The following is a 13,224-nucleotide window of genomic DNA, read 5'->3' on the forward strand; positions in this document are numbered from 1 at the left end:
AGCGGTCAGGTCATCGTCATGTCGGCGCGGTCGTCGTCGGCAAGAAGTTTTGCATCGACGACCGACCAGCGCAGATCGACCGCGTCGCCGATCGAGAAGGGCGTGGCCTCCAGCGACGAGCGCACGATGGCCACCGAACCATCGCCGAGCGTCACCTGGTATTTCGAACCCGAGCCCAGATAGATCGCTTCGCTGACCTGACCGGTGAGGCTGTTCTGCCCGGCCTCTGGAGGCGTCTTCGTGCTGGCAAGCGAAAGCTTTTCCGGCCGCAGCAGGACCACCGGTTTCTGGCCGCCGGCGAGCTTGCCGCCGGCAACGATCTTCTGGCCGGCGATCGTCAGGCTGGTCTCGCCGCCCGACGTCTGGGCATCACCACGCAAACTGGTCGATTCGCCGATGAACTTCGCCACGAACAATGTCGCCGGCTCGTCGTAGAGCTGGCGTCCGGTTCCGACCTGTTCGATGCGCCCCCGGTTGAACACGGCGATGCGATCGGAGAGCACCAGCGCCTCTTCCTGATCATGCGTCACATAGACGAAGGTGGTGCCGAGTTCGCGGTGGATGCGCTTGATTTCGAGCTGCAGCCATTCGCGCAGTTTCTTGTCGAGCGCACCGAGCGGCTCGTCCATCAGCAGCAGCGGCGGATCGAAGACGATGGCGCGGGCCAGCGCCACGCGCTGCTGCTGGCCGCCGGAAAGCTCGGCCGGATAGCGATGCGCGAAGTCGGCCATCTTGACCATGTCGAGGGCGCGCGCGACGTGGCGGTCGCGCGCCTGCTTGTCCGTGCCGCGCAGGGTGAGCGGATAGGCGACGTTCTTGCCGACGGTCATGTGCGGAAACAGCGCGTAGTGCTGGAAGACGACGCCGATGTTGCGCTTGTGCGCCGGCAACGCGACGATGCTTTTGCCGCCGACGGCAAGGTCGCCGGAGGTCAGGTCGGTGAAGCCGGCGACGACGTTGAGCGTGGTGGTCTTGCCCGAGCCGCTAGGCCCCAGCAGCGTCATGAACTCTCCCGGCTGGATATGCAGGCTGACATCGTCGAGCGCGGTGAAATTGCCGTAGCGCTTGGTTGCGCCCTTGATGTCGATGGCCGCGCCACGTTCTTTGCTGTTGGACGCAGCCATCTCAACTCCTCGTCGATTTCGAGCTGATGATCAGCCCGGCGCTGATCACCAGCGTCGTGGCAATGAAGATGATCGTTCCGACGGCAGTCACCGTCGGATCGGCGTCGCGGGTGATGCTGGTGAAGATCTGCACCGGCAAGGTCTTCAGATACGGGCTGGTGATGAACAGCGCGACGATGATTTCATCGAAGGAAGTGACGAAGGCAAACAGCAGCCCCGACAGGATGCCGGGTGCGATCAGCGGCAAGGTCACGGTGCGGAACGCGGTGAAGCGGTCGGCGCCAAGGCTTGCCGCCGCCGTCTCCAGCCGCACGTCGAAGACTTCGAGGCTTGCCGATACGGCGATGATGACGAAGGGGATGGCCAGCATCGTGTGCGCGATGACGAAGCCGGTGGTGGTGCCGACGAGATGGTAGTCGAGATAGACGGCATAGATGCCGATCGCCAGCACCACGCCGGGCACGATCATCGGCGTGATCAGGATGGCGCGCAGCAGGCCGGCGCCGGAATGTTTCATGCGGCTGAGGCCGAGTGCCGCCAGCGTGCCGAGGAGCGTCGCGGCGACGGCGACGAGACCCGCGACCTTGAGCGAATTGAAGAAGCTCGTCAGCCAATCGGGGTTGGTGAAGAAATTCTCGTACCATTGCCAGGAGAAGCCGGATGGCGGGAAGGCAAGCGACTTCTTCTCGTTGAACGACATCGGGATGATGACCAGCGTCGGCATCACCAGCCACACCGCGACCAGCAGGCAGAACAGGCCGAGCAGAATGCGGAACGGAGCCAGCCTCATGATCTCGACGCCTGCTTGTGGCGCTGGCGCATCAGCGGTGCGGCGAGCGCCAGCAGCACGAAGGTCGCGACCAGCAGCACGACACCCATGGCGCCGCCGCGGCCCCAGTTGAGCAGGCTGAGCACCTGGCTCTGCACCAGCGTCGACAGCATGGTGCTGCGGGGACCGCCGAGCAGGGCTGGGGTGATGTAGAAGCCGAGCGACAGGATGAAGACGATGATGGCGCCGGCGAAAACGCCGGGCAGCGAGAGCGGCAGATAGATCTGCAGGAAGGCAAGCGAAGGCCGCGCACCGAGGCTGCGCGCCGCCTGGACGAGGCGCAGGTCGATGCCGCGCATGACCGAATAGAGCGGCAGGATCATGAACGGCAGCAGCACCTGTGCCATGCCGATCACCACGCCGGTCTGCGTGCGGATCAGCTTTACCGAGTCAAACCCGGCGAGCCTGATGAGCGAATTGATGATGCCGGAATCCTGCAGCAGGATGACCCAGGCCAATGTGCGCACCACGCCGCTCACCCAGAACGGCACCAGCACGCACAGGATGAGGACGAGCCGCATGCGCGGCCCGACCGCCGTCATGAGATAGGCATAGGGATAGGCGGCGATGACGCAGACGATGGTGACCCAGGCGGCGATGGAAAAGGTGCGCCACAGTACCGTGACATTCACCGGCGTGGAAAAGAACCAGACGTAGTTCTGCAGGCCCCAGTCTGGATCCGAGAAACTGCGCAGGCTGACAGTCAGCAGCGGATAGCCCATCGCGGCGATCAGCAGGAGCAGGGCCGGCATCGCCAGCAGCGAAGGATAGGCGGCGAGCCGCAGGCGCCGTTGCGGCCCCTGCACGGCACCCGCCGGCCGGGGATTTTCACCCCCGGCCGCCAGCGTATGCGATGTCTGGCTCACGCCGTCACCCTGGCGTTCAGCCGGCTCAGTTGCCGGCCATCAGCGCCGTCCACTTGTCGGACGCTGTGGCGAAGTTGGCGACCCAGAACTTGATGTTCTGCTGGTAGCCCTGCTTGGCGTGTTCCGGCGTGTTGGTCAGGAAGGCGGCGACGGAAGCGTCCACCTTGGGCTGCGCCTCGGTGTTGATCGGCGAGTAGGACGTCTGCTCGGTCAGGATCTCCTGCGACTTCTTGCCGAGATAGGCGTTGATCAGCGCGTAGGACGCGTCGGTGTCCTTGGCCCCGACCGGGATGGTCAGCTGATCCATGACGACCAGCCAGTCCTTCCACACCGGCGTATAGGCAGCGCCGTTCTTGACCGCCGTCATGGCGCGGCCGGTCCACATGATGATCATGTCGGCTTCGCCGGATTCGGCGAGCTGCTGGGACTCGGCGCCGGTCTTCCAGAAGATCGTGTCCGGACCGATCGCCTTGATCTTGGCGATGCCCTTGTCGACGTCGGCCGGGGTCATGTTGTCGACCGAGCCGCCGTCAGCCAGGATGGCCTGTTCGATCAGGCCGCCGATCGGGCTGCCGCTGCCATCGATGGCGCGCGTACCGGGGAATTTCTTGGTGTCGAAGAAATCCTTCCAGTCCTTCGGCGGATTGTCCTTGTAGGTCGCGTTCTTGTACATCAGCACGGTGCCGTAGTTCATCGCCGGCACGCTGCATTCGCCGACCTGTCCGGCCGGGATGTGCGAAACGTCCAGCTTGGTCAGGTCAAGCTTCTGGAACAGTTTGCCGCAATGCACGAATGGCGGAAAATCGTCGGTGTCGACGACATCCCAGGTCACATTGCCGGACTCGACCTGCGCCTGAAGCTTGGCGATTTCGGTCGGCCCATCGTTCAGCAGCTTGACGCCGCTCTTGTCGACGAACTCCTTGAGGGCGGCGACCTGGCCGTCCTGGTAGATGCCGCCGTAGGAGACGAAGGTCAGTGTCTTGCCCTTCAGCGAACCGTCCACCACGGTGCCTGCCGGCGGCGCACTCTGCGCATGAGCCGCGGCGGCTGTAATCAAGGCCAGTGCGGCAGCACCGAGAAATCCGGCCACTATTGATCTGCTTCCCATTTTCTAACCCTCCGATGACTCGCTGTTTGATTTTGGCAACCCGGCTGCGAGTGGTTTCCGGGCTACATATTGGTCGAGATCGACGGCGCCGCTTGTCGGCGGTGCGATGATCCACAGCACTTCGGCGACCGTATTGCCGACATTGATGGTCCTGTGCGGTGTCGAGGTCGCATATTCGATGCTGTCGCCCTCTTCGAGGATGAAGCTCTCGTCGCCGAGCGTCAGTTGCACCCGGCCGCGCAGCACGAGGAACATTTCGTGCGCGTTGCCATGCGTGTAGGGCACGTCGCCGGTCGAGCCGCCGACGGCGAATTCACCGCAATAGACTTCCATCTCACGGATTGGCCGGCGCGACAGCAATGTCTTGCGGTAGCCTTCGCTGGTCGGCAGCGCCGGCCGCTCGGCGCGTGTCAGCACCGCGTGCGGCGACACTTCGCATTCGTCGAAAAGATCGGCGAGGCCGATGCCGAGCGCATTGGCGATCAGCATCAACGTGCTGGTGTTGGCTCCGGAAAGGCCGCGCTCGAGCTGGCTCAGGAAACTGGCGGTGGTGCCGATCATGTCGCCGAGCTGGCGCAGCGTCAGGCGCCGCGCGCTGCGATAGGCCTTGATGCGATTGCCCAACACCGTCGATCGGCGCGCTTCCGCGCTGGAACTGGCGCTGTCGTCTGGGATGTGATCCTCGGCAATTTTCATGGTGATCTCAGGGTTCACTTAACATGCTATTAAGTGAGACCGCATGGCAAGTGGATTCGCCTGGCCACCTGAAAATCACTGCTGATGTCTATGTGCCTGGCGGACGAGGGGTATCGTCGGCTTTGGTTTGGCGATCGAAAACCACTGCCAGCCCGTTCTTGACGGCAAGCGAGGCGACCATGTCGTCGAGTTCGCGATCGGAAATGGCGGGTTTGAGGACCTGCCGGATGGCCCGGTAGGCCTGCTCGGTCGACACATAGTCGTAGCGCTTTTTGCGCGCTTCCACATATTGCTCGATGAGCATGCCCAATCGGCGGGCGGCGATGTCTTCTGGTTGCTGCTGCAAGGGAGCCTCCTCAAGCTCGATCGTCCCCAGCTGTCCAACATGTAAAAACCGGTGCCGCGAAAGTTAAGCCCTTAAGCCAAAAAATCGGCTGTCGTCGTCGACGAACCTGGTCATGTCGCCTTGCCGACCGCCGCGTCCAGCTCCAGCTCGCCTTCCGAAATGTCGTCGAACGAGGCATAGTTCATGTTGTAGAGGCGGGCGTAGAGGCCTTTTCTTGCCATCAACTGTTCGTGGTTGCCGCTTTCGACGATCTCGCCGTTCTGCAGGACGATGATGCGGTCGGCGCCGCGGATGGTGGCCAGCCGGTGGGCGATGACCAGCCCGGTGCGGCCTTCCAGCAGTGTTATCAGCGCCTTCTGGATCAGCATCTCGGTGTAGGAATCGATGCTGGCGGTGGCCTCGTCGAGCACCAGGATCTTGGCGTCGGCCACCAGCGCCCGCGCGAAGCTGATCAGCTGGCGCTGGCCGAGCGAGAGATTGCCGCCGCGCTGTTCGAGCTCGGTATCGTAGCCTTCAGGCAGGTTCTCGATGAAGTCGTGCGCGCCGACGGCCTGTGCGGCGCGGACCACCTCCTCGCGGCTGGCGCCGGTCTTGTGGTAGCGGATGTTCTCCAGCACCGAGCCGGAGAACAGGAACGGCTCCTGCAGGACCATGGCCACCTGATCGCCGAGCGAATCCTGGGTCAGGTCACGCACATCATGGCCGCCGACCAGAACCTGGCCTGACCAGACATCGTAAAAGCGGTGCACCAGCGCCATCGAGCTCGATTTGCCCGATCCGGTCGGGCCGACCAGTGCGACGGTCTCGCCCGGATTGACGCGGAAGGAGATGTCCTTCAGCACCGGCTGGTTCTGCCGGTAGCCGAAGGTGACGTTCCTGAACTCGACCGAGCCGTCCATGTCGCGCGACAGGGCGACTGCACCGTCCTTGTCGCTGACGTCCACCGGCACGTCGAGCACTTCGGAGATGCGCTGACCCGAGGCCATGGCGCGCTGCATGACGCTGTACTGCATGGTGAGCGAGCGGATCGGGTCGAAGAAGCGCTGGATGTAGAACAGGAACGCCACCATGACGCCGACATCGAGGCTGTGCGAGAGCACCATCGAACCGCCGACGACGATCACCGTCGCCATGGCGATGCCGGTCAGCGTGTCGACGATCGGCACCATCACCTGCGCGTACTTCGCCGACGTCAAATGGGCATTGAGATTGGCCAGCACCTTCTCGTCATAAAGGTCGAAATTGACGTGCTGGCGCTCGAGGCTCTGCACCGTGCGCACGCCATGGATGCCTTCGGCAAGCGCACCGTTGGCGATCGAGTTGGTCTCGTGCGCTGCCATGAAGGCGACCTTGGCGCGCGGCAGCCAGAACAGGCGTACGATGAACAGCACCGGCATGGTCGACAGCGTCAGCAGACCGAGCCGGAAATCGAGCCAGAGCAGCACGCTGACGATGCCGAACAACAGCACGATGTCGCCCACCGACATCACCGACGTCTCGAGGAATTCCTGCATCGAATTGACGTCGCCCTGCAGGCGCGACATCAGCCGGCCGACCTCGGTCTTGTCCATGAAGCTCAGCGAGACCCGCTGCAGATGGCTGAACATGGCGCGGCGCAGGTCCGACAGCACGTTCTCGGCGACCTTGCCGACGACGCTTTCCTGCACATGGCTGGCGGCATAGTTGACGAGGATGATCAACGTGAAAGCGCCGATTGCAGAGATCATCACCGAGTGGTCGAGCCTGCCAGCCGCCATGCCGTGGTCGATGGCGTAGCGGATGACCAGCGGGATCGCCAGCTGCGTCAGCGTGAACACCAGCACGGCGGCGACCGAGATGAAAATCCGGCCCTGATACGGCTTCACGAAGCTCCAGATGCGTCGCACGATGCGCGGGTCGTAGGCTTTGCCGAAAACCTCTTCCTCGTCGCGGTGCGAGCCGACGACAGCCTTTGTCGGCCGTCCGCTGGTGTCTTCCTTCTCGTCGTCGCTTTGTGTCGACATAACGCGGCTCTATCTCTTTGGTTTTGACGCAATTCCGGACGGAAAACCGGTTTCCACTTTTCCTGGAATTGCTGCCGCGACGGGCCGCTCATCGTCCGGCCGCAGCTGCAGGTCGTAGAGCGCGCGATAGCGGCCACCGAGCGCCAGCAGCTCCTCATGCGTGCCGCGCTCGACGATCAGGCCGTTCTCCACGAACAGGATCTGGTCGGCATGCATCAGCGAGCTCAGCCTGTGCGAGATGATCAGCGTCACGCGGTCCTTGGCGAAGCGCTTCATCGCCGCCCGGATCCGCTGCTCGGTGCCGGCGTCGATGGCTGCGGTCGAATCGTCGAAGACCAGCACCGATGGCCGCAGCATCAGGCTGCGCGCGATGGTCAGGCGCTGCCGCTGGCCGCCGGAAAGTGACGCGCCGCGCTCGCCAACGACCGTGGTGTAGCCGGCGGGAAGCCCGATGATGTAGTTGTGCAGCTGGGCGAATTCGGCTGCCTGCCCGATGCGGGTCTCGCGCGCCCAGGGATTGCCGTAGGCGATGTTGTTCTCGATCGAGGTGGTGAACAGGAACGCGTCCTGCTGCACGACGCCGACGGCCTTGCGCAGCGATTGCAGCGTGACCTTGCTGATGTCCTGTCCGTCGATGGTGATGGTGCCTGACGTGACGTCGTAGAAGCGCGGGATCAGATGCGCGATGGTCGACTTGCCGCTGCCCGGCGGGCCGACAATGCCGATGGTTTCGCCGGACCTCGCCTCGAAAGAGATGCCCGACAGCGTCGGCCGGCCGCCCGCGCCCGCATAGCGGAAGCCGACATTGTCGAAGCGCAGCACGCCATCGGTGACGACGAGGTCCCTGGCGCCGGGCGCGTCCTCGATGTCGAGTTCGGCGTCGAGCAGTTCGAACAGTCGCGTGCCGCAGGTCGAGGCGCGCGCGAACGAGTTGACCATCAGGCCGAGCTGGCGCACCGGCATCTGCAGGATGGTCATGAAGGTGAGGAACTGGGCCAGCGTGCCGACGCTGATCTGACCCGCAATCACCTTCTGGCCGCCGAACCACAGCACCAGGCCCATGGCGGCCAGGAACGAGAAGTTCATGGCGCTGGTGTTGCCGACGCGGATGTCGACGCGCTGGTTGGCGAGGTCGAGCGCGTCCTGCTTGGCACGGTCGAATTTTTCCAGCTCGTGCCGCTGCGCCGCAAAGGCGCGCACGACACGGATGCCGCCGAGATTTTCATCCATCACCCGGCTCAGCACCGACAATCGCTGCTGCAAAGTCAGCCAGGTGCTGCGCAGCGCCAGCTGGGTGACCGAGGAGCGCCAGGCGACGAACGGCACGAAACTCAGGCTCAACAGCCCGAGCACCAGATCGGTGCTGATCAGGAGATAGGCGCCGACGCCGATCAGCACGCCGAGCAGGACGACGCGCAGGATGCCGGTGGAAAAGAACATGCGCACGCCGTCGAGATCGAGCAGGCCGAGCGTGATCAGATCGCCGGTGTGGACCCGGTCGTGGAAGGAGAAGCTCAGGCGCTGGATCTTCTCGTAGAAGGCCAGGCGCAGTTCATAGCCGGTCCGGTGGCCGACGGCCTCGCCAAAATAGTTCTGCGCCATGGTGAACAGGCCGCGCAGGATGCTGACGACGAGCAGTGTGAGCGCCGTGTTCCACAGCGCGTGCTCTGCCGCGGCACCGGCTCCCGCGGCCATGACGCCCTGCGCCTGGTCGATGGCGCGTCCCAGCAGGCGGGGAATGAAAAGCTGCAGCGTCGCGGCGATGAAGGTCGAGACCAGGGTGATCGCGACCTGCCAGGGATGGCGCAGCGTCATGCGCACGATACGGAGCAAGGTGCTGAGGCCCTTGCCCCAGGAGGCTTCCGCCACATGGGCAAACGATTTGCCGCGCTTCTCCGCGCCGCTGGTTGCTTGCGTATGCAAGGGAAATATCCAGACCAATCCGGAGCTTAGCCCGGATGAATGAAGCAGACTCAGTTCAGATGACGCGATGTTACGCGGGTCCGGCTTGGCCATTCAAGAGCCAATGACGGCAGCGCACTGTGCCTGAGAGGAAACGCGCCGTTGCGGTGTTCGACGCCGATGGTCCGTTTACGGACCTTGCCGCCAGCAGGCGATCCGGTGGCCGGCCGCGACCTGCCTGGCGGGCGGTTCGGCCTTTCTGCAGTCGGGCAGGACCAGGGGGCAGCGGTCGGCGAAGGAGCATCCCTTGTTCGGGATGTCGGTGGCCTCGATCTCGACCGGAGCGGACAGTTTCGGCGCGGCCTCATCGGAGGACGCCGCCAGGAGCAGTTGCGTATAGGGGTGATTGGGGCCCTGGAAGATCTGGTCGGATGAACCGGTTTCGACCAGACGGCCGCGATAGAGCACGCCGATCCTGTCGGCCATATAGCGCACGACCCTGAGGTCGTGGCTGATGAACAGATAGGTCGTGTCCTTGTCGCGCTGCAGGTCGTTGAGCAGGTTGAGGACGGTCGCCTGGACGGAGACGTCGAGCGCCGAGGTGGGTTCGTCGAGCACGACGACTTTCGGCACGCCGGCGAAGGCCCGTGCGATGGCCGCCCGCTGCCGCTGGCCGCCGGACAGCGATCGCGACTTCTGCTCGGCCGTCGTGCCGGCGAGGCGGACCGACTGCAAAAGGTCGCTGACGCGGGCTCTCACCTCGCTGCGGCGCAGGCCGGCGAGCCGCCGCAGCGGACGGCCGAGGATCCTGCCGATGCGCTGGCGCGGGTTGAGGGTGCGGTCGGGCGACTGGAAAACCATCTGCACGTCGCGCCGTTCGGCAAGGTTTCTCTTCTCGACGCGCGGCGCGACCGTCCTGCCGAACAGCTCGACCGATCCGGCGTCTGGTGTCTGCAGGCCGGTGACGATCCTCGCCAAGGTCGACTTGCCGGAACCGGATTCGCCGATCAGCCCGAAGGTTTCGCCCTGGCCTATGTCGAGATCGATATCGCTGAGCACTGGCTGGCTGCCGAAGGCATGGCTGATGCCCTTGCAGGCGATCGCGATCCGGCGCTCTTTCCGCGCGCCGGCGTCTTCGTCATTGGCTGCCGCTGCCAGACCGGGTCCGTCCGTCTCCGCCAGTCTGCCGTCCCGCTTGGTGTAGTTGAGGGCCGGGATCGAGGCGATGAGCGCCTTTGTGTAGGCATGAGTTGGGTTGTCGAAGACCTCGCCGGCAGCGCCGCTTTCGACCACCGTTCCCGACTGCATCACCGCCACCCGATCGCAGGACCGGCGGATCATGTTGATGTCGTGGCTGATCAACAGCACGCTGGTTTTGTGATCCTTGCGCAGGTCGGAGAGGATGGCGATGATCTCGGACTGGACGCTGGCATCGAGCGCCGTCGTCGGCTCATCCAGCACCAGCAGCGACGGGTCGAGCGCAATGGCAATGGCGATGTTGGCGCGCTGCTGCATGCCGCCGGACAATTCGTGCGGATAGAGCCCCAGTACCCGCTCGGGATGACTCACCCGGACCCGCCCGAGCAGTTCGGCGGCGCGCGCACGGGCCTCGTCGTGGCGAACCGGGCGATGCCGCATGATCGTCTCGGTGATCTGCCGGCCGATCGTCATGCTTGGGTTGAGGGCAGCACCCGGGTGCTGATAGACGGCCGCGATATGATTGCCCCGCAGCTGGCGCAGCTGCTCGGCGGAAAGATCGCGGATTTCGCGGCCCTGGAGTTCCAGCGCTGACGCCGCGATGCGGGCGTTCTTCGGCAGATAGCGCAATATGGCGAGCGCGACCGAGCTTTTGCCCGATCCGGACTCGCCGACCAGGCCAAGCGCTTCGCCTTCGCCTATGTGCAGCGACACGCCGCTGACGGCGGGATGCGATCCGTTGCGCCCGTCATAGGCGACGGACAGCTGATCGACGTTCAAAACCGAGGAGGACATTGGCAGCTTGAAACCACTTTCTTCGAGCGCCGCCATCGGGGGCAATCGCTTCCGCTTTCGCAATACATAATCTCTATAAAATTACTCGAATTAAGCTGGAACGCAATCTACCTTTCATCGCCCAGGAGAGATTGTCGCCGCCTGTCGATGCAGCGCGACGGTCCCCGGAGCAGATTTGGAAGGAGGCCGGCATGGCTCGAGATCACATGATCCTCAGCGCTTTTTTCTTCAACCCGCAGGGCGATCACCGGATGTCGTGGCGCCATCCTCGGGCGCCGGGCCGGGAGGTGCTGGACTTCGAGTTCTACCGCGATCTCGTGCAGGCGGCCGAGCGCGCCAGGATCGACACGATCTTCGTCGCCGACCACGTGTCGATCTGGGATTCGGTCAAGAGCGGCGTCGCTCACTACGCCAATGCCCGCCTCGAACCGCTGACGCTGCTGTCGGCGCTGGCCGGCGTCACCAAGCATATCGGTCTGATCACCACCGCGTCGAGCTCCTACAGCGAGCCCTACAATGTGGCGCGCATGTTCGCCTCACTCGACCATATCAGCAAGGGCAGGGCGTCGTGGAACGTCGTCACCTCGGCCATGGACGAGGAGGCGCGCAATTTCGGCCGTGACGGCAATATCGAACATGCGTTCCGCTACGAGCGCGCGGCCGAATTCCTCGATATCGTCAAGGCGCTGTGGGACAGCTGGGAAGACGAGGCGCTGCTGATCGACAAGGCGTCGGGCTATTACGCCGACCCCGATAAGGTCCATCCCATCGATCACAAGGGAAAGCACTTCAAGGTGCGCGGGCCGCTCAATGTCTCGCGGCCGCCGCAGGGCCATCCGCTGATCGTCCAGGCCGGCTCGTCCGAGGACGGCAAGAACTTCGCCACGGCCCAGGCCGATGCGCACTTCGCCATCTACAGCACCAAGGAAGACGGCATCAAGTATCGTCAGGATATCAACGAGCGCCTTGCCCGCCACGGCAGGCGGCCGGAGAGCTTCAAGATCCTGCCCGGCATCCTGCCGATCGTCGCTGCCTCCGAGGCGGAAGGCCGGGAAAAGCAGGAGTATCTGCAGACCTTGCTTCCCGACCAGGTCGGCATCGACCTCCTGTCCAGCTGGAGCGGCATCGATCTCTCCGTCTATCCGCCGGACGGGCCGCTGCCGCCGCTGCCGGACGAAAGCACCTTCAATGGCGGGCGCACGTCGCTCAACCGGGTCAAGCAGTGGTCGAAGCAGAATCTCAGCCTGCGCGAGATTGCCCGCAAGCTCGCCAACAGCGGCTCGGTGCCGACCGTCGCCGGCACGCCGAAACAGATCGCCGACCAGTTGCAGGACTGGTTCGTCTCGGGTGCTGCCGACGGCTTCAACCTGATGTTCCCGCTACTGCCCGAGGACTGGGTGAATTTCGCCGAACAGGTGGTGCCGGAGCTGCAGCGCCGCGGCGTGTTCCCGACCGAATACGCACCGGGAACGCTGCGCGACCGCTTCGGCCTGGCGCGGCCCGCCAACCGCTTCGCCGAGCAGCGCGACGATGCGCGCGCTGTGTCCTGACCCCGGAGAACGATGATGACCGCCGCACCAAGACTGCAGCCGCGCGAAGCGACCGCTCCTCAGCTCATCAATGTCCTGCACAGCCCCAAGCGTGTGCGGGTCAAGTTCGGCGGCCGCACCATCGCCGACAGCCGCAATGTGCTGGTGCTGCGCTCCAATCATTTCCTGCCGATCTACTTCTTCCCGGTGGCGTCGGTCGACGCCTCGGTGCTGAAACCGTCACTGCATCGCGAGCCGCACGCGGTCGGTGGTGAAACCGCCTATTGGGATATCGATACCGGCGACAGGCGGAGCGCCAACGCGGCCTGGTCGTTCGTGTCGCCGCCGGGTGAAAACCTGTCGCCGCTGGCCGGGCGCATCGCCTTCAGCTGGAAGCTTGTCGACCAGTGGTTCGAGGAGGACGAGGAGGTCTTCGTCCATGCCCGCGATCCCTATGCGCGCATCGATGTGCTGCAAAGCTCGAGCCATGTGCAGGTCTGGTTCGACGGCGAACCGATCGCCGACAGCCACCGTCCGGTGCTGCTGTTCGAGACGCATCTTCCGACGCGCTTCTACTTGCATCCGGATGACATCAATCTGGAGCGGCTGACGGCGTCTGCCACAACGACGCGATGTCCCTACAAGGGCATCGCTTCTTACTGGTCCGGCCTGTTGAGCGACGGCTCGGTGCGCCCGGACATCGCCTGGAGCTACCGCGACCCGATCGCCGAGATGCCCAAGATCAAGGGCCTCGTCGCCTTCTATCCGCAGGCCGTGGACCGCATCCATCTCGACGGCGAACCCGTCGCCTAGAGCATTCTTTCAATCT

The 13,224-nt window shown here is 64.2% G+C and carries 11 protein-coding genes; 2 read left to right on the top strand and 9 right to left on the bottom strand.

The window, feature by feature from the left end; all coding sequences use genetic code 11:
- Positions 1 to 5: 5 nt before the first annotated feature.
- The 9 genes from ACFSOZ_RS13515 to ACFSOZ_RS13555 all read right to left on the bottom strand — a co-directional run bounded on the left by ACFSOZ_RS13515 (position 6) and on the right by ACFSOZ_RS13555 (position 10,902).
- Positions 6 to 1,124: an ABC transporter ATP-binding protein gene (locus ACFSOZ_RS13515; protein ID WP_379098466.1), complete on the bottom strand. Its 1,119-nt coding sequence runs from the start codon at positions 1,122 to 1,124 to the stop codon at positions 6 to 8.
- Between the two features lies 1 nt (position 1,125).
- Positions 1,126 to 1,914, bottom strand: coding sequence for an ABC transporter permease (locus tag ACFSOZ_RS13520; RefSeq protein ID WP_379098469.1), 789 nt, complete (start codon positions 1,912 to 1,914; stop codon positions 1,126 to 1,128).
- Positions 1,911 to 2,819: an ABC transporter permease gene (locus ACFSOZ_RS13525; RefSeq protein WP_379098472.1), complete on the bottom strand. Its 909-nt coding sequence runs from the start codon at positions 2,817 to 2,819 to the stop codon at positions 1,911 to 1,913. The genes ACFSOZ_RS13520 and ACFSOZ_RS13525 overlap by 4 nt, the downstream gene beginning before the upstream one ends.
- 25 nt (positions 2,820 to 2,844) lie before the next feature.
- Positions 2,845 to 3,927 (bottom strand): extracellular solute-binding protein, encoded by a 1,083-nt coding sequence (locus ACFSOZ_RS13530; RefSeq protein WP_379098475.1) that lies wholly within the window; start codon positions 3,925 to 3,927, stop codon positions 2,845 to 2,847.
- A gap of 3 nt (positions 3,928 to 3,930) precedes the next feature.
- The gene (locus ACFSOZ_RS13535) at positions 3,931 to 4,623 is read right to left on the bottom strand and encodes a helix-turn-helix domain-containing protein (protein WP_379098478.1); all 693 of its coding nucleotides are present in this window, start codon (positions 4,621 to 4,623) and stop codon (positions 3,931 to 3,933) included.
- 88 nt (positions 4,624 to 4,711) lie between these two features.
- On the bottom strand, positions 4,712 to 4,969 hold the full coding sequence (locus ACFSOZ_RS13540; protein ID WP_379098481.1) for a hypothetical protein: 258 nt from the start codon (positions 4,967 to 4,969) through the stop codon (positions 4,712 to 4,714).
- Between the two features lie 110 nt (positions 4,970 to 5,079).
- Positions 5,080 to 6,972 carry an ABC transporter ATP-binding protein gene (locus tag ACFSOZ_RS13545; RefSeq protein ID WP_379098483.1) on the bottom strand — a complete coding sequence of 631 codons (1,893 nt, stop codon included), beginning with the start codon at positions 6,970 to 6,972 and terminating at the stop codon, positions 5,080 to 5,082.
- A 9-nt stretch (positions 6,973 to 6,981) separates the two neighbouring features.
- Positions 6,982 to 8,895: an ABC transporter ATP-binding protein gene (locus ACFSOZ_RS13550; protein WP_379098486.1), complete on the bottom strand. Its 1,914-nt coding sequence runs from the start codon at positions 8,893 to 8,895 to the stop codon at positions 6,982 to 6,984.
- Between the two features lie 168 nt (positions 8,896 to 9,063).
- Positions 9,064 to 10,902, bottom strand: coding sequence for a dipeptide ABC transporter ATP-binding protein (locus tag ACFSOZ_RS13555; RefSeq protein WP_379098489.1), 1,839 nt, complete (start codon positions 10,900 to 10,902; stop codon positions 9,064 to 9,066).
- A gap of 155 nt (positions 10,903 to 11,057) precedes the next feature.
- Here ACFSOZ_RS13555 and ACFSOZ_RS13560 point away from each other — a divergent pair, with 155 nt between their 5' ends.
- Together ACFSOZ_RS13560 and ACFSOZ_RS13565 are read left to right on the top strand one after the other, a co-directional pair.
- Positions 11,058 to 12,416, top strand: a complete 1,359-nt coding sequence (locus ACFSOZ_RS13560) for an LLM class flavin-dependent oxidoreductase (protein ID WP_379098491.1) — start codon at positions 11,058 to 11,060, stop codon at positions 12,414 to 12,416.
- A gap of 15 nt (positions 12,417 to 12,431) precedes the next feature.
- The gene (locus ACFSOZ_RS13565) at positions 12,432 to 13,208 is read left to right on the top strand and encodes a DUF427 domain-containing protein (RefSeq protein ID WP_379098493.1); all 777 of its coding nucleotides are present in this window, start codon (positions 12,432 to 12,434) and stop codon (positions 13,206 to 13,208) included.
- Positions 13,209 to 13,224 lie beyond the last annotated feature (16 nt).

Origin of the sequence: Mesorhizobium newzealandense (assembly GCF_042682145.1) — a bacterium.
In the GTDB taxonomy this organism is placed as follows: domain Bacteria; phylum Pseudomonadota; class Alphaproteobacteria; order Rhizobiales; family Rhizobiaceae; genus Mesorhizobium; species Mesorhizobium newzealandense.

Coding starts and splice junctions, on each gene's coding strand:
- ACFSOZ_RS13515 (WP_379098466.1), bottom strand. CDS start 1,124: ATGGCTGCGTCCAACAGCAAAGAACGTGGCGCGGCCATCGACATCAAG.
- ACFSOZ_RS13520 (WP_379098469.1), bottom strand. CDS start 1,914: ATGAGGCTGGCTCCGTTCCGCATTCTGCTCGGCCTGTTCTGCCTGCTG.
- ACFSOZ_RS13530 (WP_379098475.1), bottom strand. CDS start 3,927: ATGGGAAGCAGATCAATAGTGGCCGGATTTCTCGGTGCTGCCGCACTG.
- ACFSOZ_RS13535 (WP_379098478.1), bottom strand. CDS start 4,623: ATGAAAATTGCCGAGGATCACATCCCAGACGACAGCGCCAGTTCCAGC.
- ACFSOZ_RS13545 (WP_379098483.1), bottom strand. CDS start 6,972: ATGTCGACACAAAGCGACGACGAGAAGGAAGACACCAGCGGACGGCCG.
- ACFSOZ_RS13555 (WP_379098489.1), bottom strand. CDS start 10,902: ATGGCGGCGCTCGAAGAAAGTGGTTTCAAGCTGCCAATGTCCTCCTCG.
- ACFSOZ_RS13560 (WP_379098491.1), top strand. CDS start 11,058: ATGGCTCGAGATCACATGATCCTCAGCGCTTTTTTCTTCAACCCGCAG.
- ACFSOZ_RS13565 (WP_379098493.1), top strand. CDS start 12,432: ATGACCGCCGCACCAAGACTGCAGCCGCGCGAAGCGACCGCTCCTCAG.